Raw genomic sequence first — 22,402 nt, forward strand, 5'->3', positions numbered from 1 at the left:
TTTTTATTGTACGGAAAATCTATTATAAAATTTAGGGGGAAAACGGATTGTCAGAAAGAGTCATTTTAGTCGGCGTCGAGACAGACGAGAATAATTACAATTATTTAGAATCGATGCATGAGTTGGCCGGACTAACCAAGACGGCTCATGGCGAGATAGTTTTTTCATTAACGCAAAAGCGTCCCAAAGTGGACCGGCAAACGATTATCGGAAAAGGAAAATTAGAAGAGCTGGCACAACTAGTCGATGCGCATGAGGCGGAACTTGTAATCTTTAACCATGCACTGACTCCTAGACAAAGTCAAACGATTGAGGCGCAAGTGGGTGTCCCAGTCATAGATCGGATTCAATTGATTTTAGATATCTTTGCTTCGCGTGCCCGTTCTAAAGAAGGAAAACTGCAAGTTGAGTTGGCACAGTTGGATTATTTATTGCCGCGTCTAGTCGGACAAGGTCAAAGTTTGTCTCGTTTGGGTGGTGGTATTGGTACACGTGGACCAGGTGAAACAAAATTAGAAACCGATCGTCGCCATATTCGCCAACGAATCTCTGCTATCAAAAAAGAGGTGAAAGAGGTGGAGGCTCATCGTGAGCGAAGCCGTCAAAAAAGACAACAGTCCAGCATTTTTCAAATGGGATTGATTGGATACACCAACGCAGGCAAGTCAACTATTTTAAATTTACTGACCAATGCGGATACGTATTCTGAAGATCAATTATTTGCTACTTTGGATCCATTGACAAAACGCTGGCATTTGCCGCAAGGAATGGAGACAACGATTACTGATACAGTAGGGTTTATCCAAGACTTGCCGACGCAATTAGTCGATGCCTTTCAATCAACGCTAGAAGAAAGCCGAGGGATGGATCTGTTGCTGCATATCGTTGATGCCAGCGCGGAAGATCGGCAGCAACAAGAAAAGACTGTGATCGATTTATTGAAAGAACTTAAGATGGACGATATTCCAATGTTGACGATCTACAATAAAGCAGACCGAATCGATGAATTTTCTTTTACACCGACACTATTTCCTAATATCCTGATCTCAGCCAAAACAATCAAAGGCAAAGAGCTTTTAGCAGATGCAATCAAACGAGAAGTTATGAATTTATTGGAACCTTATTTATTGACCTTAGACGCTGACGAAGGACGTGCATTAAGTGAACTGAAGCGAGAGACACTTGTTTTAAGCGAGACGTTCAACGAGGAGAAAGAACAATATATCGTTCGCGGATTCGCTAAGAAAAAATCGCTTTGGATCAGAAGAATGGAAGATGAATTGGATAGTTAAGCTATACAATTTAGAATGAACGAGTAACATTATCGGAAGAACGGCAGCATTTTCCAGCCGTCTATCCTAATTTGAATTAAACAAATACCTTAGAAAAAATTCTGCAATCAAAAAGATTGTGGAATTTTTTTGTTCATTTTTATTTAACAACTTTTCTGATTTTAACTAAAAAGTTTGTTCGTCGATTTTTTTACCTAGAATAGGAAATTTTTTTACAGGAAAATACTGATTTCACCGGTCTTTTTTTTAAAGTCCGAACATTCATAAAATCAATGTAAGAAAATGTAACATTAACACTTGACGATTGGTCTATCGGGTGGTATTCTTTTTTCAACATCAAAAAACAAGGAGGAGCTGTTATGCGGGAAAAAGAATTGCGTCGTTCACTTGCCGTTTTTCCAATTGGTACGGTTATGAAATTAACAGATTTGACTGCAAGACAGATTCGGTACTATGAGGAGCAAGAATTGATCCACCCGGAACGAAGTGAGGGAAACCGTAGGATGTATTCTCTAAACGACATTGATGTGTTATTAGAAATCAAAGATTATTTATCCGATGGACTCAACATGGCAGGAATCAAACGGGTCTATCAAATGCGACAAGAAGAAGTCAAAGCTGCCAAAGAAAAACCGCCATTGACTGATAAAGATGTCCGCCGTATCTTTTATGACGAGATGTTGACTCAAGGCGGCTTGCAACAACAGAATCCATATCAATCACAAGGGCCAAAGTTGTAGTGATTATAGGAAATAAAAAATGAAGTGCGAGGAAGGGATTAGTTATTATGCCGAAAAGAGATCTAAGTAAAGAGGATATCAAACGAATTGTCGAGGAAGAGAATGTCCGTTTCTTACGTCTGATGTTTACAGATATTTTGGGAACTATCAAAAATGTTGAAGTACCTGTTAGTCAAATGGAAAAAGTGCTAGATGATAAAATGATGTTCGACGGTTCATCAATCGAAGGATTTGTTCGAATCGAAGAAAGCGATATGTACTTGTATCCAGATTTGTCTACTTGGATGATTTTTCCATGGGAAAACGACCATGGAAAGGTTGGACGTTTGATTTGTGATATTTATGGACCAGATGGCAAACCATTTGCAGGAGATCCTCGCGGAAACTTGAAACGTGTGCTAAAAGGAATGGATGAGTTTGGCTTTACTTCATTTAATTTAGGACCTGAACCAGAATTTTTCCTATTCAAATTAGATGAAAATGGCGATCCAACCTTAGATTTGAACGACAAAGGCGGTTACTTTGATTTTGCCCCAACTGACTTAGGTGAAAATTGTCGTCGTGATATCGTGTTAGAACTTGAAAGTTTAGGCTTTGAAGTTGAGGCTTCACACCACGAAGTTGCTCCAGGGCAACACGAGATCGACTTCAAGTATGCAGACGTAGTTGAAGCATGCGACAACATTCAAACTTTCAAATTAGTTGTTAAAACAATTGCACGCAAACACGGTCTTCATGCCACCTTTATGCCAAAACCACTTTATGGAATCAATGGTTCTGGTATGCATTGCAACATGTCATTATTCAATGATGAAGGCAATGTTTTCTATGATGAAGATGGTCCAATGAAATTAAGCAAAACAGCTTACCAATTTTTAGCAGGTCTCTTAAAACACGCACGCGCATACACGGCAGTATGCAACCCGATCGTAAACTCTTATAAACGTTTAGTTCCTGGCTTTGAAGCACCTGTTTATGTTGCTTGGAGCGGACACAACCGTTCACCATTGATTCGTGTCCCTGAATCACGTGGTCTATCTACCCGTCTTGAATTACGTTCAGTCGATCCAGCAGCTAATCCATACTTAACAATGGCTGTATTATTAGAAGCTGGTTTAGATGGTATTCGGAATGAATTGACACCGCCAGAAGCAGTTGATCGTAATATTTACGTGATGACTGAAGAGGAACGTAAAGAAGCTGAAATTTATGATTTGCCTTCAACGATCCACAATGCAATCAAAGCATTGCGTAAAGACCAAACGATGGTCGATGCGTTAGGCGATCACATCTATACAAACTTTAGCGAAGCGAAACGGATGGAATGGGCTGCCTTTCGTCAGACCGTTTCAGAGTGGGAACGTGATCAATATTTAGAGCTTTATTAATCCTAACTCGCAAAACTCTTGGGTTTTCCCAAGAGCTTTTTTGTAAGCAAAAATAGTTATTAAGATCGGAAGAATCATTAGTTTTTTAGGCAGAGACTTTTTAAACGACGCAAGATGATCTTAAAAAGCGTATATTCTTCACAAAATCATGGTATAATAATTCGGAAGATTTCCTAAAGTCGAGAAATCGATCACTTGCAAAATTTGTAAGTTTTGTCTTCTTCTAGTAAAATGTAATTGTTGGTAATTCCAAGGAGAGGTGTGAGAAAATGGGATACACAGATGAAACAGTCCGTTTTGATTTTGATGACAATCGTAAGAAAGAGATTAGTGAAACATTGACGATTGTCTACAATGCGTTAGCTGAAAAAGGCTACAATCCGATCAACCAAATCGTCGGCTATTTATTGTCAGGCGATCCTGCGTATATTCCTCGTTATCAAGATGCTCGAAACTTGATTCGTCGTCATGAACGCGATGAAGTTATGGAAGTTTTGGTAAAATATTACTTGAAGGATCATGGTATAGAGATTCGATGAGAGTAATGGGATTAGATGTCGGCTCGAAAACTGTCGGGATCGCGGTGAGTGATCCATTTGGTTGGACGGCTCAAGGAGTCGAGATCATCCGAATCGACGAAGAACAAGGGAAATTTGGCTTTGAGCGCTTAGGCGAACTAGTCAAAGAATACCAAGTCACCAAATTTGTAGTAGGACTCCCTAAAAATATGAATAACTCAATTGGTCCGCGGGCAGAGGCTTCGATCGCATATGCCGAAAAAATCAAAGAACTCTTTGATTTACCAGTTGATTTTCAAGATGAACGATTGACAACGGTCCAAGCTGAACGGATGTTGATTGAACAAGCGGACGTATCACGTTCGAAAAGAAAAAAAGTTATCGATAAGCTGGCAGCAGTCATGATTTTACAAAACTATCTTGATCGCGCCGGCAACAAATTTTAGAAAAGAGGAATGAAGATGGCCCACGAACACACACATGATCATGACCACGACCACGAACATGAAGTAATTACTTTAGTAGATGATGAAGGAAATGAAACGCTCTACGAAATTCTTCTAACGATCGATGGTCAAGAAGAATTTAACCGCAACTATGTACTTCTTTATCCAGCAGGCGCTCCTGAAGATGAAGATGTTGAATTACAAGCCTATGCCTACCTTGAAAATGAAGATGGCAGCGAAGGCGAATTAGAACAAATTGAAACAGATGCTGAGTGGGACATGATTGAAGAAGTCTTCAACACATTCATGACTGAAGAAGAACAATAAGCTAAAAAACTAAGAGAAACCCTGATATGATGGGGTTTCTTTTTTTTTGTACTTTTTGGCTAAGTTAATTAAAAAATAGAGAATGCTCATGAAACATGGTCAGTTGGTTAAAGTCAGAATTTTTACTAGGGAAAATTTTTGCCTAAATTATCTAATCACAGGAGGCAATGAAACGAGAAATAAGTAGAAAAATGATTGAGTAAGCTGCGATCAGTCCAAATATACTTAGAAAATGGGGTGGGAATGATTACCTAGTAAATGTGCTTTTTTGGTATAATAAATCTAATATAATGAAAAAAAGAATTTACAATAGCATGAGTTTGTCCGTTTCTGTGTTTTTTATGGTGTCGGTAATTTTTTCTACACTTTTCTGTCCTGCTTAAAAGAGTAGAAAAAAACGTTTTGTGTCCTAGTTGGTTGGGGAATACTTTGTTTTTTAGTGTAAGGTAGGTTTTAAATAAAAAATGGGTGGGATGAGCTGATGGAAATAATAAACGCTTTACGGGATTTTTTATGGGATTACATTATTATTGCACTTCTATGTTTTGCGGGGGTCTTTTTCTCAATTCAAACGCGGTTTGTTCAGTTTAGAAAACTAAAAGAGAGTTTCAAATTGACTTTTGGAAATATAAGTTTAAGAGGTAATAAGGCGGGCGATGAAGGGATGACTTCGTTCCAATCGCTGATGACTTCTATCGCGGCCCAAATAGGAACGGGAAACTTGGCAGGTGTTGCTACTGCAATGGTGATGGGAGGACCGGGATCAGTTTTTTGGATGTGGCTTAGCGCATTGATGGGAATGGCGATTATTTATGCAGAAGCGACACTTTCCCAAATTTATAGAACACGAAAAGGAAATGAAATTGTCGGCGGCCCAGTATACTATATAAGAGCTGCCTTCAGTGGAATGGTTGGCAAATATGCAGCGGCATTATTTTCTGTTTTATTAATACTTGCATTAGGATTTATGGGGAATATGGTTCAGGCAAATTCGGTAGGACAAGCCATGGAGGCAGCGTTTAATATCCCGCCGCTGGTGACTGGCGTTGTTTTAGGGCTAGCGAGTTTGTATGTTTTTATTGGAGGAACCGAGCGAGTCGCCGCTGTGACGGAAAAAATCGTTCCTTTGATGGCTGTTTTCTTTGCGCTTGTTTCGATCATCGTTGTAATCATCAATTTTGCAATGATCCCTGAAGCTATTCGAGAGATCTTTGTCGGCGCATTCAAACCAGAGGCTGTAATGGGTGGCATCTTGGGTGTTGGGGTAAAGGAAAGTATTCGTTTTGGAATTGCTCGCGGGTTATTTACTCATGAAGCAGGTATGGGATCTACTCCGCATGCTCATGCATTAGCTAGAGTATCGCACCCGGCAAAACAAGGATTGGTCGCAATGATGGGTGTCTTTATCGATACGATTATTTTGTTGCCGATGACAGTCTTTGTAATTTTGACTAGTGGATCACTTGGGACAACTAAAAACGGGGTCTTTTTAGATGGGATTGAATTGACACAACATGCATATTCTCAGACACTAGGTAGTTTTGGCTACCCATTTATAGCGATATGTGTGACGTTATTTGCTTATGCGACATTGATAGGGTGGTACTTTTTTGGAGAAGCCAATGTGAAATACTTATTTGGGAAAAAAGCAGTTCCAATTTATGCGGTTTTAGTTGCAATTTTTATTGCGATTGGCAGCGGCTTGAAGGTAGAGTTGGTTTGGTCGATGGCTGATTTATTTAATGGGTTGATGATCATTCCTAATATTATTGCAATCTTTGCACTTTATAAAAAAATTGTTATCGCTACAAAAGAATATGAATTATCTTCTAAGTAATAAGGCCGATTAGTAAACGAAAGGCTCAATAGTGTAGAAATAATAAAGCTGGGAAAATGAATACCATCGTATTCATTTTCCCAGCTTTTTTTAAAAAAAGGAGGCCAGTCACAAATGCAACTGGCAAAATGAAAAAGATTATTGGGTTGAAGCTACTATAATAGCTGAAGCTTAATGGGAGCTTAACTGACTTTGAAATTTTTTTGAGAGGTTTCAGCCTTCTCGAGAACAAATGAATAAAACAGTACGTAACCAAAACGGGCTACGTACTGTTCATGCGTTTATTGCACAAGCTAATTATTAACTAAAAAATCCTGATGGAGCACTACTTGTATCGATCATAATATTTTTTGTTTGGGTGTAAGCCTCTAACATAGATTTATAAGTTTCACGACCGATTCCAGATTTTTTATACCCGCCGAATGGTGCACCTGCTGGGATCTGGTTGTAAGTATTTACCCACACGCGCCCGGTTTCTAAGGCACGACTGACTGTCAATGCTGTATTGATGTTTTGGGTCCAAACGCCGCCACCTAATCCATAGATCGAATCATTAGCCATTGCAATGACTTCTTCAGCGGTATCGAACTTAATAACAACTGCCACAGGTCCAAAGATTTCTTCTTTGGCAATACGCATATCATTTGTCACATTTGTGATCAAAGTAGGGGCTACGAAGCAACCCTGATCTAATCCATCAGCTGTAAGTCGTTTGCCACCGGCTTTGATTTCTGCGCCTTCTGCCTTACCGATTTCGATGTATTTCAAAATCGTTTGGACTTGATTTTCATTTATTTGTGCCCCCATCTGGATGCCATCTTCCCAAGGCAGGCCAACATTTACTTTATCAAAGGCTTTTGACAAGTCTTCAACAAAGCGGTCATAGATACCTGACTGAACAAAGATCCGTGATCCCGCGCAGCAAACTTGACCTTGGTTGAATAAGATTCCTAATTGAGCGCCATCTAAAGCCTTTTCATAAGGCATATCGTCAAAGAAGATGTTTGCTGATTTGCCACCTAATTCCAAAGTAGCTGGAATCAATCGTTTTGCGGCGGAGATCGCTACGTTGTAACCAATCTCAGTTGAACCAGTGAACGCTAATTTATCGATTCCTTCATGGTGGAGCATGTATTCACCAGACTTGGAGCCTTTTCCGGTAACAACATTTAAAACGCCTTTAGGTAAAACTTCTTGTGTGAGACGCGCAAATTCTAAAACGCTTAAAGAAGTTGTAGACGATGGGTGGATAACGATCGTATTACCAGCTGCCAAAGCTGGCGCAATTTTCCATGCCGCCATCAAGAATGGAAAATTCCACGGAATAATTTGCCCCACGACACCGATCGGTTCTTTTAAATTGATGGTTAATGTATTTTCATCTAATTGCTGAGCCGTTCCTTCTTCTGAACGCAACACGCCAGCAAAGTAACGGAAATGATCTGCGCCATAAGGAACATCGATAATTTGAGTTTCACGTAAAGGTTTCCCATTATCCAATGTTTCTACTAACGCTAAATGTTCCGCATTTTCTTCAATGATATCCGCGATTTTTAAAAGAATTCGTGAACGATCCTCAATCGAGATTTTTCGCCATTCAGGTAAAGCCGCACGTGCAGCTGCAACCGCTAAGTCGACCTCTGCATCAGTTGCATCTACGAATTTTGCAAGTTCTTGACCGTCAGCGGGATTTTTTGCGGAAAGCAACCGGTCCTTTTCACTAGCGGTCCATGCGCCATCTATAAACAAACCGTACTGATCTTGTAATTCTACTTGGTAACTCATTAAAAAACCTCTCCTTCTCACTAGATTACTTTCAAGTATACCGCTTTCATAAAAGATTACAATTAAATTTTGTGAAATCAGCCCACGATTATGAATTTTACATTAGTTTATTCGGGCGTTTTTTAACTGTAATCCAATGTGAGTTGTTAGTTTTTCTGCTGCTAGCAAGGAAATTTCGAAAGTATCGTAGGGATAATTCAAGGAATAATTCATGGAGTATGATATGCTAGTTGTATTAAATAATGCGAGGTGATCACGCTGTTTATTTCAGAGCTGGAAAGAAACGAGAGTAAGATGGTAGTAGTGAGGTATGACAAAGAGGAGCCAATAATTTTTGACAAAGATTCTGCGCTAGATTTTGCGATGACGATAGACTATCAGTATGGAACAAGTAATATCATCTTGCCAAAAGACGCGATCAGCAGTACTTTTTTTGATCTGAGTTCACAGCTAGCAGGTGAAATTTTACAAGCTTATATAAATTATGACGTACGTTTAGCTATTGTTGGTGATTTTAGTGAGGGGAGCAAGGCATTAAAAGACTTTATTCGTGAGAGTAATAAGGGAAGCAATTTTTATTTCGTGCCGAATTTAGATGAAGCTATTAGTTATTTAAGCAAATAAACGAGATCAGCTGCTAATCAAGCTGATCTCGTTTATTTTTTAAGATTACCCAACTTTAGCTACACTCCCGCCTAGTTTATCCGCAAGTTTCATCGCTTGTTCCTTGGAATTAAAACGCCACGCTAGATTTTTATCATACGTCCTTTTGCCCTTAGCGGTAATGTAACTATGTAAAACAATAATTGCATACATAAGAGCGTCGCTTCCTTTCAGATAGTCTGTTAGTTATTATAGGAGCAAAAGAAAGCGTTGTCAATATGTAGCAAGCATATCTGTGAAATAGATAAAAAGCTTATGATAGTCGAAGAAGTTGATTGAGTAGATGGCGTTCTGCCAAATAACAATCAATAGCAAAACTAAAAGCAATAAGCACTCTTAGATTAAACGTTGAATTTGAGTTTATTGGTCATACGTCCATTTTTTGTTAAACAGATTATTTGTCACCGTTTGACTGAAAGCGTAACATCATTCTTGTAAGCGATATCAATTTGAAGGCAGGGATGGAAAGTGGAGAAAATTTATCAAGCGAGTACAGCAGAAGGTGCGATTGATTTTATTAATATGGAGGATCTTGAAACGGCGGCTAAAGAGATTATACCTAAAGGCGGGTATGGTTATATCAGCAGCGGGGCGGGGGATATTTTTACCTATCAAGAAAATGTAAGGGCTTTTAATCATAAATTGATTATTCCGCACGTATTACGTGATGTCGAATTGCCAGATACAACGACTAAATTTGGAGACGAACAGCTGACGGCTCCGATCATTATGGCACCGGTCGCAGCTCACGGATTAGCAAATATTGCAGCTGAAAAAGCTTCTGCTAAAGGTGTCGCTCGTTTTGGAACGATCTATACGGCTAGTTCTTATGCCTCCTGTACACTTGAAGAAATTCGAGCAGCCGGCGGAATGGAAGCTCCGCAATGGTTTCAATTTTATATGAGTAAAGATGACGGTATCAATCGCGACATATTGGAGATGGCTAAACGTAATGGTGCAAAAGCGATTGTATTGACCGCGGATGCGACAGTCGGCGGAAATCGTGAAACGGATCGCCGCAATGGGTTTACTTTTCCATTAGCAATGCCGATCGTTCAAGCATATCAATCCGGGATCGGTCAAACCATGGATGCCGTTTATGGATCTTCTAAACAAAAATTAAGCCCTAAAGATGTCGAGTTCATCGCCAGCCATTCTGAGCTTCCGGTGTATGTCAAAGGTGTTCAATCAGAAGAAGATGTGGAACGCTCACTGGCTTCTGGTGCTTCAGGTATCTGGGTATCCAATCATGGCGGACGTCAGCTTGACGGTGGACCGGCAGCATTTGATTCGTTGCAATATGTAGCTGAGGCTGTAGCAGGAAGGGCACCAATTGTTTTTGACAGCGGCGTTCGCCGTGGACAACATGTCTTTAAAGCGCTGGCTTCTGGTGCTGACTTAGTAGCAATCGGTCGTCCGGTTATTTATGGGTTGGCTCTAGGCGGAGGAACGGGTGTGCAGCAAGTCTTTGAATTTTTCAAAAAAGAATTAGAGATGGTCATGCAACTAGCCGGGACACAAACAATCACAGATATCAAACAGACTCGTTTAAGAGAGAACGGTTATTTGTAAAAGCAATGGGACTTTACTATTTTCTTTTTGCATGGTATCTTTTTATTATAAATAACAAGAGGAGGAAAAGTAATGACAGCATCGATGAAATTGTGGAATAAACTTTTGAATGACTAATTAAATAGCAATTCAAAAGTCTAGGTGCGGCAATTTCAAGGGATGAGTGTATACTTTTCTAAAGCAAATGCAAGGCATAGTCTTAGGCTATGTCTTTTTCTATACACTTTTTTCCTTTCCTAGCAAGAAAGGAAATTGAATACGATGGAAAATTTATCTATAAAGTTAACAAATATTCGTCATAGTTTCGGCGCAAAAGAACTTTTTTCGCTTGATTCATTGACTGTTTATCAAGGAGATCGAATTGGGATCGTCGGTCCTAATGGGCAAGGAAAATCAACCTTATTGAAAATAATTCAAGGTGAGCTAAAACCTGACACAGGAAGGGTGCAACGAGCTGGGGAGTTTAATTTTTTTCGGCAAAGTGCTGAAGTTGCTGAAATCAATTTGGCAACTATTGATTGGGAGCTGATGGGTCGTTTCTTTGTGCCGAAAAATCAAGTGGACACATTGAGCGGTGGTGAGGCGACAAAGTTTCGATTGGCACAAGTGCTGTCAAGTTACGAAGCAGGACTACTGCTAGATGAACCAACAACGCATCTTGATCAAGCAAGCATTCAGACGTTGATAGAAGAGTTGCGCTATTATTATGGAACGTTGTTGTTTGTCAGCCATGATCGGTACTTTTTGAATCAATTGGCAACGAAAATATGGGAAATAGAAGCTGGGAAAATCACAGAATACAGCGGAAATTATGATGATTTTCGTCAACAAAAAGAGTTGAAAAACCTTGAGAATGAGCGAGCAGCTGAAAAATTTATGAAGGAAAAGGGGCGTTTGGAGTCAGCAATTGCCAAAAAGAAAGCACAAGCTGAACAAAATAAAAAAATTTCACTGAAGAAAAAACAGCAGAATATTCGTCCTGATCGATTATCGTCCTCTAAACAAAAAGATACTGTGCAGAAAAATCTTCAGAAATCCGCCAAGGCAATGGAAAGCCGCTTATCGCAGCTTGAAGAGAAAAAGGGTTCTCAAGCAGAGCGAACGCTCATTTTTCCACCTTCTAAAACGCTTGAACTGCATAATAAATTTCCGATTCGAGGAGACGCTTTTCACTTAAAAAAAGGAGAAAAAGTTTTGTTTGATCGCTGTGATTTTCAGTTTGGGTTAGGCAAACGCATCGCGATCACTGGAAAAAATGGCGCTGGAAAATCTTCGCTGTTACAAAGTATTTTGAACAACGAGGAAGGGATCGTTTTATCTCCTAAAGTTGTGTTTTCGACGTATCATCAGATGTCTTACAAAATAAGCGGGGAGCAGACGATTTTAACTTATTTGATGGAACAAACTGAATATAAGGAACCACTCATTCGCAGCATTTTGCATAATTTAGACTTTTCTCAACTGGAGATGACTAAACCAATCAGCGGGTTAAGCGGCGGGGAAGCGACTCGAATACAGATTGCTTTATTGTTTACGAGACCTTCAAATGTATTGATTCTTGACGAGCCGACAAATTTTATCGATCTCAAAACGCTTGAAGCATTGGAAACATTGATAGGTGCGTATTCTGGCACCGTGATTTTTACTTCTCATGATCGTTATTTTGTTGAAAAAAATGCGGACGAAATTTATGAAATTAAAGATTTTCGTCTGCAACTCAGTTAGTTAAGATAGTTAAATCATACGATGTGTTCAATGATCAAAAGGGGCTTCAGTTGAAGTGTGGTTACAATGTCGCTATAGTGCTGTCGGACCGTTATATCATGATCTTTAGTGACCAATTATTTGTTATTAAATAGTTGTATTAAGACACACAGACGTTTGATGTGACTGTATTAGCAACTGTTTTTCATAAGCAAGTTTCTATATTTATTCGTTTTTTATATGGTATAAAAGAAACGGTAGTTAAAAATGAATAATGAATGGAGACGATAGTGTTGAAAAAATGGTTGGTAGGGTTAACATTTATAATGGCAGGATTGGTTTTTGCAGCCTGCGGGAATAAGCAAGTTGATGGGGACAACAGTTGGAAAAAAGTGGAAGAAAAGCAAGAATTGACAGTAGCAACTTCAGGCACACTTTTTCCTTCTTCTTACTATAATGATGAGAATAAATTAGTCGGCTATGATGTAGATGTGGCCAAAGCCGTTGCAAAACAGTTGGATCTAAAAATCAACTTTAAAGAGTACAATGTCGATGGACAAGTGACAGCAGTCAATCGTGGAGAAGCAGACTTTGCAGCTAATGATTTTGGTCTTTCTAAAGAACGCAGTAAAAAATTTGCGCTATCTTCACCGATCAAACATTCTTTTGACAGCATGATCGTAAGAAAAAGCGATGATTCAGGCATCCATTCGCTGGAAGACCTTAAAGGTAAGAAAGCAGCCGGCGAACCGAATACGAGTTATATGAAGATCGCAGAAAAATACGGCGCAAAAGCAGTGACTTATGATAACGCAACCAATGATCAATACTTGACGGATGTAGCAAACGGGCGCACTGATGTGATCTTGAATGATTACTATCTTCAAAAAATGTCTGTGGCCGCTCTACCGGATATTCCAGTCAAGATTTTAGAAGATGTCTATTTTAACGCAAATTTTACCGGCTTTTTATTTGATAAAGACAATCAAGCGTTAAAAGCAAAAATCAATGGGGCTTTGGCAACCTTGAAAAAAGATGGTACGTTAGAAAAAATATCGAAACAATATTTTGGAACAGATGTTTCAGTGAAACCAGAACAAGAAGTATCTGAGAAAGTCTCGGCGGAATAATGTACATTCCGACAATCGATTTAGCGTTGATGCTGGAGTCGATTCCTTTTCTTTTAAGCGGATTGGGCTACACTTTAGGAATTAGTCTGGCGGCATTTATTTTCGGAAATCTTCTTGGAGTCATAATGACTGTGCTGGGCTTTGCATCTTGGCGGCCGGTCAAGCTATTTGTCCGCTTTTATCTGTCTTTCCTACGAGGAACACCGGCACTAGTTTTATTATTTCTGTTGTATTTTGGCTTGCCGTATCAATTAAATGCGGTCGTAGCAGCTGTTATTTGTTTTAGTTTGACTAGCAGCGCTTTTATCGGTGAAATTTATCGCGGTTCAATCGCAGGCGTTAGTGCAGGTCAATGGGATGCAGCTGCTGCGTTAGGCAATCGTTTCTTTCCAACGATGCGCTATATTATTTTACCGCAAGCTGTCCGGATCTCGATTCCGGCATTGAGTAATGTCGCAATGGATCTGCTCAAAGGGACTTCTTTGGCAGCAATGATCACCGTACCGGATATTTTTCAAAAAGCTAAGATTATTGGTGGTCGGACATTTGATTATTTATCGATGTATATTTTAGTCGCATTACTTTATTGGCTGCTTTGTATCGGCATTGGTCAGATCCAGCATCGCTTAGAGCATTATTTTCAACAGAAATATATATAAAAAAGCCAAGAACTCAACTACTGCTTGAGTTCTTGGCTTTTATACTAAGGCTTTTTGCCAAATGATAACTTTTATATTAAAAAAAGCCGCAATTATTGAGGAAACACTTTTCATCAGTAGATGTACTTGAAAATCTGTTTCTCTTGATTTTCAACTAACTTCAGGTAGAATATGAAGTTAACTCAAGGGATCCGGTAAATGAGCGAGAACAGATTGGAAGTGAAGCTATGAAACATCTACCACCTGCAAAATTTGCGTTACATGATAGTGTGCAGTTTAGAGTTGCTGATGACATTCTAACGGGTGTGATTGAGCTTACAGACTTTGCTCGTTTTTCTAACAGAAAGTATCACTCTTACGGTATTTTTGTGCAAGAGCGAGGGTGTTCTTTTTTACATGTCCCTGAGTCTGATATCTTGGAGAAACTTTAATTGTATGATGACAAAAAATGATGAGACGAAGGCTTGTTTCATCCGTTTTTTTACAAATAGAATTGGTTAAATAAAAGTATACAAGAGGTGCTGACAATGAAAGACGGCCTATATTGGGCGGAAAAATTGCGCAATCAAGAGATTAGTTTTCAAGAATTGTTAGAAATTTTCAAAACAAAGGCACGTCAACAAAATCCACAGTTAAATGCGTTTGTAACGATGATGGATCAGGAGGCGCTTGCGGAATATCGTATACACGAAAAAATCGCAGAGCAACCTTTTGCTGGACTCCCCATCCCGTTAAAAATGTTAGGACAAGATAAAAAGAATTGGTTGAGTACATCGGGTTCAAGATTATTGCTGGAACAGCGTGCAAGCCGTAATAGTAATTTTACAAATCAGCTGTTAAAAAATGGCTTGATCCCGTTTGCTCAAACAAATGCGCCGGAGTTCGGCTTTAAAAATATCACGGATGCCCAAGTCTATGGGCCTGCTAAAAATCCATGGAATCCTGCTTATTACTCAGGAGGATCTAGCGGTGGAGCAGCCAGTGCAGTTGCAGCTGGGATCGTGCCGATTGCCGGAGCAAGTGACGGCGGCGGATCAATCCGGATTCCTGCTTCTTTTTGCGGATTGATTGGTTTGAAACCAACTCGCGGTGTGATGCCGGTAGGCCCAAGTGGTTGGCGCGGCTGGCAGGGAGCGGCGATCGATTTTGCTCTGACTGTCTCGATGCGTGATACTGAGAAACTTTTCTATGGCATGCGAGAAATTAATAGTGCAGCGCCGTATCAAGCACCTAAAAAAGCTTGGCGGCATAAAGAAGCAGCTAATCAAAAGACTTTGAAAGTTGCTGTTATCATCGATTCGCCAATTGATTCGATCGTTTCTGCTGAAGCAATCCAGGCGGTAGAACAAGCGTATGAATTTTTGTTGGCGCAAGGTCATCAAGTGGAGCTGATTGCGTATCCAATGGATGGAAAAGAGCTGATGGCAAGTTATTATTTGATGAACGGGGCCGAAACGGCGGCTATGTTTGTGGGAATCGAACAAGGGATAAGTCGTGCTGTTAGAAAAGAAGATATGGAATTGATGTCATGGGGCATCTATCAATACGGCAAAAAAATTCCTGCCAGCCACTATATCAATGCATTAAATTTGTGGGATAAAGCGGCTTTTACGATGGAAGAATTGTTTAAAGATTATGATCTGCTGTTGACTCCGACAACTGCGACAACAGCACCTAAGGTAGGTGAAGACTTGCAAAGTGATGCCATCCGTTCGTCATTGGCTAACGCCGAAAATTTATCAGAAAATGAATTACAAGAACTAGTGGATCAAATGTTCGAAAGAAGTCTTCAAATCACGCCTTACACTCAGTTAGCAAATCTAACGGGACAACCGGCTATCAGTTTGCCAACGCACTTGGCGCACGATTTGCCTTTAGGTATTCAATTTACCGCCGCACGGGGACGAGAAGATCTGCTTTTACAAGTCGGAAAACTATTTGAAACGGAATATGGTTTCCAATTACCTGCATACTACCGAGAAAAATAAGTTGTTTTGCTAGAACCATCAGATTGGACTATCAATCTTGATGGTTTTTTTGGTACACTTAATAAAGTTGTGAAAGCGGTTTAATTGGAAGGAGACAAGAGAATGATTTTATTAAAAGCGCGCCATGTGATTACAGGCGATGGAAAAACGGTTATTGAAGATGGCGGAGTCGTTTATGCAGAAGATATTATTTTAGCTGTTGGCAAAGCAGCAGAATTGGAAAAAGAATTTCCACAAGCACAGGTCCGTGATTATGGCGAAGCATCGATTTTACCGGGCTTGATGGATGCTCATATTCATCTGGGGTATTATTGGACGCAACCAGACTTGCATCATTACAATGACTTCATGATCGCTTACTATGCACAGCAGCAAGCAGAAACGTGTTTGGAAAAAGGGGTGACAACGATCCGAGATTGTTGCGGGCCACAATTTTTATTAGAGACATTACGTCTAGCTGCAGAAAAAGGGTTTGTCAAAGCACCGAGAATTTTGCATACAGATCGCGGAATTTGTATTACTGGCGGACACGGACATGAAGATGGTATCGAGGAAGTCGATGGCGTAGAAAATATTCGCCACACGATTCGGCGTCAAAAAAAAGACGGAGCAGATTGGATCAAGCTGTTGACGACTAACCGTGATGATATTTGTGAGTTTACGCAAGAAGAATTAGATGCAGGAGTAGCCGAAGCTCATCGATTAGGAATGAAATGTGTGGTCCATTCAGGGACGCAACCGGGGATTCAAATGTGTATCGATGCGGGCTTTGATACGATCGAACATGGAAATTTCTTAACGGTGGATCAAGCCAAACAAATGGTGAAAAACCAGCAGTCATGGACGCCGACGATGTTTGCTTATCATTTTCTGGCAGAATACAATCAGAAAGTTCAAGAAGTCGGAATCGATCATTCCAATCAATCAACAGAAACCTATTCACATCATTTAGATTTTTTTGAAAGTTCTGTACAGGCTTATTCAGAAAACTTCAAAGCCATTTATGATGAAGGTGTAACGATTCTTGCGGGAACAGATATGGTGATGTTAGAGGCGCCAAGTGTACCAATCGTCGAAGAATTAGAATTGATGGTCCATTATGGATTAACACCTGTGGAAGCCATTCAAACAGCGACACAAAATCCCGCTCGTGTATTTGAATTGTCAGAAGTTACTGGCGAATTGAAAAGTGGTCTGCAAGCAGATATCGTTGTGGCAGAAGGGGATGTGACCAAAGAGATCCAAGATTTAAGAAACATTCGTCAAGTTTTCTTGGCCGGAAAGGAAGTCTAAAGAAAACTTGCGGCAGATGGAACGATCCTAAAAAGTTAGCTTTTTGGTCTAACTTTTTAGGATTGATGTATTAAACATGTCATTATCGAAAGGTTTTCTAGATCATTTTTTGGGCTTTTTCAGTATTGGTAAAATGCAATTTGACGTATTTGCGCAGTAAATCTATCCCACCTTGTCGTAATAATTTTGCTGCGAGTTCATCAGAAGGTTTGCCGGCGCCGGAAGGTACTTTGGTTTCAAGTTCTAAAGAGGCTTTATCCAATTCTTCAAGGAAACTAGCTCGGCTAATAATCGAAGCCGCCGCAACAGAAAGATGGTATTGTTCACCTTTAGTGACAAAATAGATCTTTTGTTCAACGCGTTTTGGTTCTTGTTTAACATACTTTAAATAATTTGCTTCAGAAGTGAATTGATCGATTAAGATCGCGTCAGGTTTCGTTGGTTTGATTTGTTCCAATAGCAGACGGATCGCTTGGTTGTGCAGTGCGACTTTCATTCGAACGGCATTGTATTTAGGCTGGATCTCATTATATTTTTCAGGATCAACGACTAATAATTTATAAGGGATCAATTCTTTGAGCGTCAGTGCCATTTTACGAATCTGATCATCAGTTAACATTTTTGAGTCTTTGACACCTAATTGCTGCAAAGTAGCTAGCTGCTCCTTATCGACATACGCTGCACAGACACACAGAGGGCCAAAATAGCTGCCATTGCCGACTTCATCACTACCAAGCACAGCTAATGAAGCAAAATTTTTAGGCAAAGTGCTGCTTTTTTTAGGAGCAGTATCTGTTTTTCCCCAGCGGGCTGCTTCTTGTTCGGCGTTATTGCCTTGAAATAAGACTTTACCTGAAGTATAGGCTGTAATGCTTGTCCCGTTTTTTTTAGCGGAAAATTCACTATAGGGAACTTTTTTATTCAATAGGTGGTCAGAATAATACATTTTGAGTTTTTGAATTTCAGCTTTTGATAATTTTAAAACAGCAGAGCTCATAGTTTTTTCTCTTTTCTTTAAGTTAATTCGCTTTTAATTGATGAAAGTTGTACATATCAAAGATTTTAGCATATAATATATTAGTGTTTTTGTTACGAAACTATTAAAAAAATTGTTTTAGGAAGGTTGATCGATATGGCGCAAAATCGCTATAAGGCAATCGTTGCCGGTCAGACTTATACTATCATTGGACAGGAATCCAAGCAACATATGGATATGGTGACTGCGTTGGTCAATGAGCAGTTAGAAGAGATTCTATCGTTGTCGCCTGCCATTACACCAGAAAAGGCGGCAATGTTGCTGGCGATCAATGCGATTTCAGACCAGCTGAAAAAGCAAGAAGCATTAATGAAACTAGAAAAGCAGCAACATACGCTTGATGGGCAGGCTGCTCATAATTTAGAATTAGAGAATCGGATAAAAAAAATCGAAGCCATTGAAGCTGAAGCTAAAGAAATCATGCGGAAAAATGGAAAAGAAAATGTTCCAATTCGAAATCACGTAGAAGCTCAGCAGATCGTTAATGAAAATCGAAAACGTGAGATTCAAAAAAGAGCGGCAAATAAATAAGTGAGGGATATTATGTTAACATTGATAATTTTATTTGCATTACTGCTATCTTTTTATGTTGGCTATCGCCGCGGCGTTGCCTATCAGTTAGTATTTTCAATCGGTTATCTGCTGACATTTATTGTTGCACGAATGTTTTATCAGCAGTTGGGAACACATTTGGACCTGTTCGTGCCGTACCCATCGGTTACAGCCGAATCAAAAATGGTCTATTATTCTGTTGAACAAGCCTTCAATTTAGATAAGGCGTTTTATGCAGGCGTGGCTTTTGTGATGATCTTAGTGATTGGTTGGCTCTTGACGCATTTGATTGCGATCTTTTTTAAAGATCTGTTGTTTAAAGTGGCGATTCCCCAATACGATGGGATCATCGCGGGGGTCTTGCAGGTGATTATCTGTTACGTGGCGATCTTTTTGATTTTGAAGTTAGTGAGTTTTGTACCGATGGCTCTGATTCAAGGTCAGCTAGAAAACAGTTGGTTTGCGCGGTTTATCATTGAACATTCGCTGTTTCTAAGCTCGCAGTTTGACAATTTATGGGTCACAAAAATTATTGGATAAAGTAAAAAAACCGGGACGCTGTTTGACAGGTTTCGGTTTATTTATGTATAGAAGGTGAAAAAATGAATGAACGTATCCTAAAAACATTAGAGTTTGAACAAGTTACGAAAATGATTCAACAGTTTTTAACGACTGAACAAGGGGAAGAAGAGCTTCGCCAATTGGCACCTTCTAGCGATGAAGCGACGGTTCAAGCGTGGTTGGATGAGACAGAAGATGGCATGAAGGTCCAACGTTTGCGCGGGGGGCTTCCGATTCCTAAATTAAATAATATCAAACCACATATGAAACGAATCGAGATTGGTGCGAATCTGAATGGTTTGGAATTAGCAGAAGTTTCGCGAGTTCTTTCTACTACGAGCGAATTGGTTCGTTTCATTGAAGATTTAAAAGACAGTGAGTTGGAATTTTTGCGGCTGTATTTTTGGGAAGAACAGTTGACGACATTGCCGGAATTAAGCGGGAAATTGCGTCGTTCGGTGGAAGAAGACGGTCATGTACGAGATGAGGCTTCGCCAGAATTACGAACGATCCGCAGTCAAATCCGTCGCAGTGAACAAACAATCCGCGAACAGCTAGACGGATTGATTCGCGGGAAAAATGCGAAATATTTAAGCGATAGCTTGATTACCATGAGAAATGATCGTTACGTGATTCCAGTGAAGCAAGAATACCGCGGAGTCTTTGGCGGAGTAGTCCATGATCAAAGCGCTTCAGGTCAAACATTGTTTATGGAACCTAAGCAAGTCGTAGAATTGAACAACCGTCTGCGTCAGCAACAAATTGCAGAGCGAACGGAGATCGAACGTATTTTAGCAGAATTATCTGGAGAATTAGTAGCACCTCGTCACGACATTTTGCATAATGCTTATGTTTTAGGCCGTTTTGATTTAATGAATGCCAAAGCACGGTTTGCAAAGACATTAAAAGCGGTTGTTCCACAGATCAATCAAGCTAATCATGTTTCTTTCAAACAAGCTCGTCATCCCTTATTGGATCAAGAAAAAGCGGTCGCAAATGATCTGATGATCGGACAAGACTTCCAAGCAGTAGTAATCACCGGCCCGAACACCGGTGGTAAAACAATCTCGTTAAAAACTTTAGGACTGTTGCAATTGATGGGGCAAGCAGGATTTCCTTTGCCAGTTGCCGAAGAAAGTCAAATGGGTATTTTTACAGAAATCTTTGCAGACATTGGTGATGAGCAATCCATCGAACAAAGCTTATCAACCTTTTCTTCTCATATGACCAATATCGTGTCGATTTTAGATAAAATCGATGAGCATAGTTTAGTATTATTCGATGAGCTTGGTGCGGGAACGGATCCACAAGAAGGTGCGGCATTGGCGATTGCGATTCTAGATGCGGTTGGGGCAAAAGCTGCCTATGTCATGGCGACGACCCATTATCCAGAATTGAAAATTTATGGCTACAATCGTTCTAATACGATCAATGCCAGTATGGAGTTTGATGTCGATACATTAAGTCCAACGTATCGGCTCTTGATCGGTGTTCCCGGTCGAAGCAATGCCTTTGAGATTTCACGCCGACTTGGTTTAGATCCGTTAGTAATTGAAAGTGCTAAGCAGATCATCGATGAAGAAAGCCAAGATCTTAATGAAATGATCGCAGATTTAGAAAATCAACGAAAAGCAACAGAGACTGAGTATTTAGAGATTCGTCATTATGTGGATGAGTCAGAAAAATTGTATCGTGATCTGAAAACAGCCTATTCTTATTTCTTCGACGAACGAGAACAAGAAATGGCAAAAGCACGCAAAAAAGCAAATGCCATTGTCAATGAAGCAGAAGAGAATGCTGAAAAAATTATCAAAGAGATTCGTCAAATGCAACTGTCCGGTCAAGGAAATGTAAAAGAACATCACTTGATTGATGCAAAGTCCCAGCTCGCTGATTTAAAACAAGACGAACAATTAAAGAAAAATAAAGTTTTACAAAAAGCAAAAGCGAAAAAACAATTTAAACCAAACGATGAAGTTATCGTAGAGACTTATGGTCAACGTGGAACGTTGATTCAAAAAGTCGGCGACAATGACTGGCAAGTTCAACTAGGGATTTTGAAGATGACAGTCTCAGAAGAAGACATGACGCTGACTACACCGGTAGAAGAACCAAAACAACGAGTAGTTACCGGTGTGCAGCGTGGTGCTAGTGCTCGAGTAAAACCAGAATTAGATTTACGCGGGAAGCGTTATGAAGAAGCACTCGCTGAAGTTGATCAATATATCGATGCGGCGCTACTTGCTAATTTTGCCCAAGTTCGGATCATTCATGGGAAAGGAACCGGCGCTTTACGTAAAGGAATCACAGATTATTTGAAAAATAATCGAAATGTTAAGACCTTTGAATTTGCTCCGGCAAATCAAGGCGGCAGCGGTGCAACCGTGGTAACATTCAAATAGTTTACAAGTGTAAGCAGAAGAGTAGCGTAGAAAAAGCACGCGTGCTATACTATTTTTATCAAGAAAACAGATGCTTATTTATCGAGCATCCAAACGAATATAGGAGGAATTCAAATGTCACAAGTAGTTACTGATAAAACTTTTAATGAAGAAACAGATAACGGACTTGTTTTGATCGACTTTTGGGCTACTTGGTGTGGTCCTTGTCGGATGCAAGCACCGATCTTAGAACAATTATCTGAGGAATACGATGAAGATGAATTCAGAATCGTAAAAATGGATGTGGATGAAAATCCAGAAACTCCTGCATCATTCGGAATCATGAGCATCCCAACGCTTCTTTTGAAAAAAGACGGACAAGTCGTTGATAAAGTGATCGGCGTTCACACGAAAGATCAATTAAAAGAGCTTATCCAAGCTCACATGTAAGAAGTATTGAGCTGGACTTTATGTCCAGCTTTTTTGTCAGTTCAACTTTACCAGCCGACTTTACTGGATAGAATTTAAAA

At 39.8% G+C, this 22,402-nt stretch carries 21 protein-coding genes; 19 read left to right on the forward strand and 2 right to left on the reverse strand.

Features of this window, described 5'->3' with window-relative positions:
• Positions 1 to 47: 47 nt before the first annotated feature.
• The 7 genes from hflX (at position 48) to FFM68_RS04280 (ending at position 6,548) form a co-directional block, all read left to right on the forward strand.
• Positions 48 to 1,292: a GTPase HflX gene (hflX, locus tag FFM68_RS04250; protein WP_137618199.1), complete on the forward strand. Its 1,245-nt coding sequence runs from the start codon at positions 48 to 50 to the stop codon at positions 1,290 to 1,292.
• A gap of 359 nt (positions 1,293 to 1,651) precedes the next feature.
• Entirely contained in the window at positions 1,652 to 2,032 is a 381-nt protein-coding gene (locus FFM68_RS04255; RefSeq protein WP_137603531.1) for a MerR family transcriptional regulator, read from the forward strand.
• A 47-nt stretch (positions 2,033 to 2,079) separates the two neighbouring features.
• Positions 2,080 to 3,420: a type I glutamate--ammonia ligase gene (gene glnA, locus FFM68_RS04260; RefSeq protein WP_137609111.1), complete on the forward strand. Its 1,341-nt coding sequence runs from the start codon at positions 2,080 to 2,082 to the stop codon at positions 3,418 to 3,420.
• 269 nt (positions 3,421 to 3,689) lie between these two features.
• Entirely contained in the window at positions 3,690 to 3,959 is a 270-nt protein-coding gene (locus FFM68_RS04265) for an IreB family regulatory phosphoprotein (protein WP_137609112.1), read from the forward strand.
• Entirely contained in the window at positions 3,956 to 4,384 is a 429-nt protein-coding gene (ruvX, locus tag FFM68_RS04270) for a Holliday junction resolvase RuvX (protein WP_137618200.1), read from the forward strand. The genes FFM68_RS04265 and ruvX overlap by 4 nt, the downstream gene beginning before the upstream one ends.
• A 15-nt stretch (positions 4,385 to 4,399) precedes the next feature.
• Positions 4,400 to 4,711 (forward strand): DUF1292 domain-containing protein, encoded by a 312-nt coding sequence (locus tag FFM68_RS04275; RefSeq protein ID WP_137618201.1) that lies wholly within the window; start codon positions 4,400 to 4,402, stop codon positions 4,709 to 4,711.
• 481 nt (positions 4,712 to 5,192) lie between these two features.
• Positions 5,193 to 6,548 carry an alanine/glycine:cation symporter family protein gene (locus FFM68_RS04280; RefSeq protein WP_137618202.1) on the forward strand — a complete coding sequence of 452 codons (1,356 nt, stop codon included), beginning with the start codon at positions 5,193 to 5,195 and terminating at the stop codon, positions 6,546 to 6,548.
• A gap of 300 nt (positions 6,549 to 6,848) precedes the next feature.
• On the opposite strand, the gene FFM68_RS04285 is transcribed toward FFM68_RS04280, so the two are convergent.
• Complete coding sequence (locus FFM68_RS04285; protein ID WP_137618203.1) at positions 6,849 to 8,333, reverse strand: aldehyde dehydrogenase family protein; 1,485 nt, start codon at positions 8,331 to 8,333, stop codon at positions 6,849 to 6,851.
• 294 nt (positions 8,334 to 8,627) lie between these two features.
• Here FFM68_RS04285 and FFM68_RS04290 point away from each other — a divergent pair, with 294 nt between their 5' ends.
• The 8 genes from FFM68_RS04290 to FFM68_RS04325 all read left to right on the forward strand — a co-directional run bounded on the left by FFM68_RS04290 (position 8,628) and on the right by FFM68_RS04325 (position 17,342).
• The gene (locus tag FFM68_RS04290) at positions 8,628 to 8,957 is read left to right on the forward strand and encodes a DUF4180 domain-containing protein (protein WP_137618204.1); all 330 of its coding nucleotides are present in this window, start codon (positions 8,628 to 8,630) and stop codon (positions 8,955 to 8,957) included.
• 507 nt (positions 8,958 to 9,464) lie between these two features.
• Positions 9,465 to 10,568, forward strand: coding sequence for an alpha-hydroxy-acid oxidizing protein (locus FFM68_RS04295; protein WP_137618205.1), 1,104 nt, complete (start codon positions 9,465 to 9,467; stop codon positions 10,566 to 10,568).
• 261 nt (positions 10,569 to 10,829) lie between these two features.
• A complete protein-coding gene (gene abc-f, locus FFM68_RS04300; protein ID WP_137618206.1) occupies positions 10,830 to 12,293 on the forward strand; it encodes a ribosomal protection-like ABC-F family protein in 1,464 nt (487 codons plus the stop codon).
• Positions 12,294 to 12,565: 272 nt separating this feature from the next.
• Positions 12,566 to 13,402 (forward strand): transporter substrate-binding domain-containing protein, encoded by an 837-nt coding sequence (locus tag FFM68_RS04305; RefSeq protein ID WP_137618482.1) that lies wholly within the window; start codon positions 12,566 to 12,568, stop codon positions 13,400 to 13,402.
• Positions 13,402 to 14,061, forward strand: a complete 660-nt coding sequence (locus FFM68_RS04310) for an amino acid ABC transporter permease (protein WP_137618207.1) — start codon at positions 13,402 to 13,404, stop codon at positions 14,059 to 14,061. Before FFM68_RS04305 ends, FFM68_RS04310 begins: the two co-directional genes overlap by 1 nt.
• Positions 14,062 to 14,288: 227 nt before the next feature.
• Positions 14,289 to 14,492 carry a hypothetical protein gene (locus FFM68_RS04315; protein ID WP_137618208.1) on the forward strand — a complete coding sequence of 68 codons (204 nt, stop codon included), beginning with the start codon at positions 14,289 to 14,291 and terminating at the stop codon, positions 14,490 to 14,492.
• 96 nt (positions 14,493 to 14,588) lie between these two features.
• Entirely contained in the window at positions 14,589 to 16,049 is a 1,461-nt protein-coding gene (locus FFM68_RS04320) for an amidase (RefSeq protein WP_137618209.1), read from the forward strand.
• A gap of 102 nt (positions 16,050 to 16,151) precedes the next feature.
• The gene (locus tag FFM68_RS04325) at positions 16,152 to 17,342 is read left to right on the forward strand and encodes an amidohydrolase family protein (RefSeq protein WP_137618210.1); all 1,191 of its coding nucleotides are present in this window, start codon (positions 16,152 to 16,154) and stop codon (positions 17,340 to 17,342) included.
• Positions 17,343 to 17,439: 97 nt separating this feature from the next.
• Here FFM68_RS04325 and rnhC read toward each other — a convergent pair whose 3' ends face one another.
• On the reverse strand, positions 17,440 to 18,339 hold the full coding sequence (gene rnhC, locus FFM68_RS04330; RefSeq protein WP_137618211.1) for a ribonuclease HIII: 900 nt from the start codon (positions 18,337 to 18,339) through the stop codon (positions 17,440 to 17,442).
• Positions 18,340 to 18,474: 135 nt separating this feature from the next.
• On the opposite strand from rnhC, the gene zapA reads away from it, so the two are divergent.
• The 4 genes from zapA (at position 18,475) to trxA (ending at position 22,322) form a co-directional block, all read left to right on the forward strand.
• Complete coding sequence (gene zapA, locus FFM68_RS04335) at positions 18,475 to 18,909, forward strand: cell division protein ZapA (protein ID WP_137609124.1); 435 nt, start codon at positions 18,475 to 18,477, stop codon at positions 18,907 to 18,909.
• Positions 18,910 to 18,921: 12 nt separating this feature from the next.
• Entirely contained in the window at positions 18,922 to 19,470 is a 549-nt protein-coding gene (locus FFM68_RS04340) for a CvpA family protein (protein WP_137618212.1), read from the forward strand.
• Between the two features lie 62 nt (positions 19,471 to 19,532).
• Entirely contained in the window at positions 19,533 to 21,893 is a 2,361-nt protein-coding gene (locus tag FFM68_RS04345) for an endonuclease MutS2 (protein ID WP_137618213.1), read from the forward strand.
• Positions 21,894 to 22,007: 114 nt separating this feature from the next.
• Positions 22,008 to 22,322: a thioredoxin gene (gene trxA, locus FFM68_RS04350; RefSeq protein WP_137618214.1), complete on the forward strand. Its 315-nt coding sequence runs from the start codon at positions 22,008 to 22,010 to the stop codon at positions 22,320 to 22,322.
• Positions 22,323 to 22,402 lie beyond the last annotated feature (80 nt).

This window comes from Enterococcus xiangfangensis, assembly GCF_005405365.1.
In the GTDB taxonomy this organism is placed as follows: Bacteria; Bacillota; Bacilli; order Lactobacillales; family Enterococcaceae; genus Enterococcus_A; species Enterococcus_A xiangfangensis.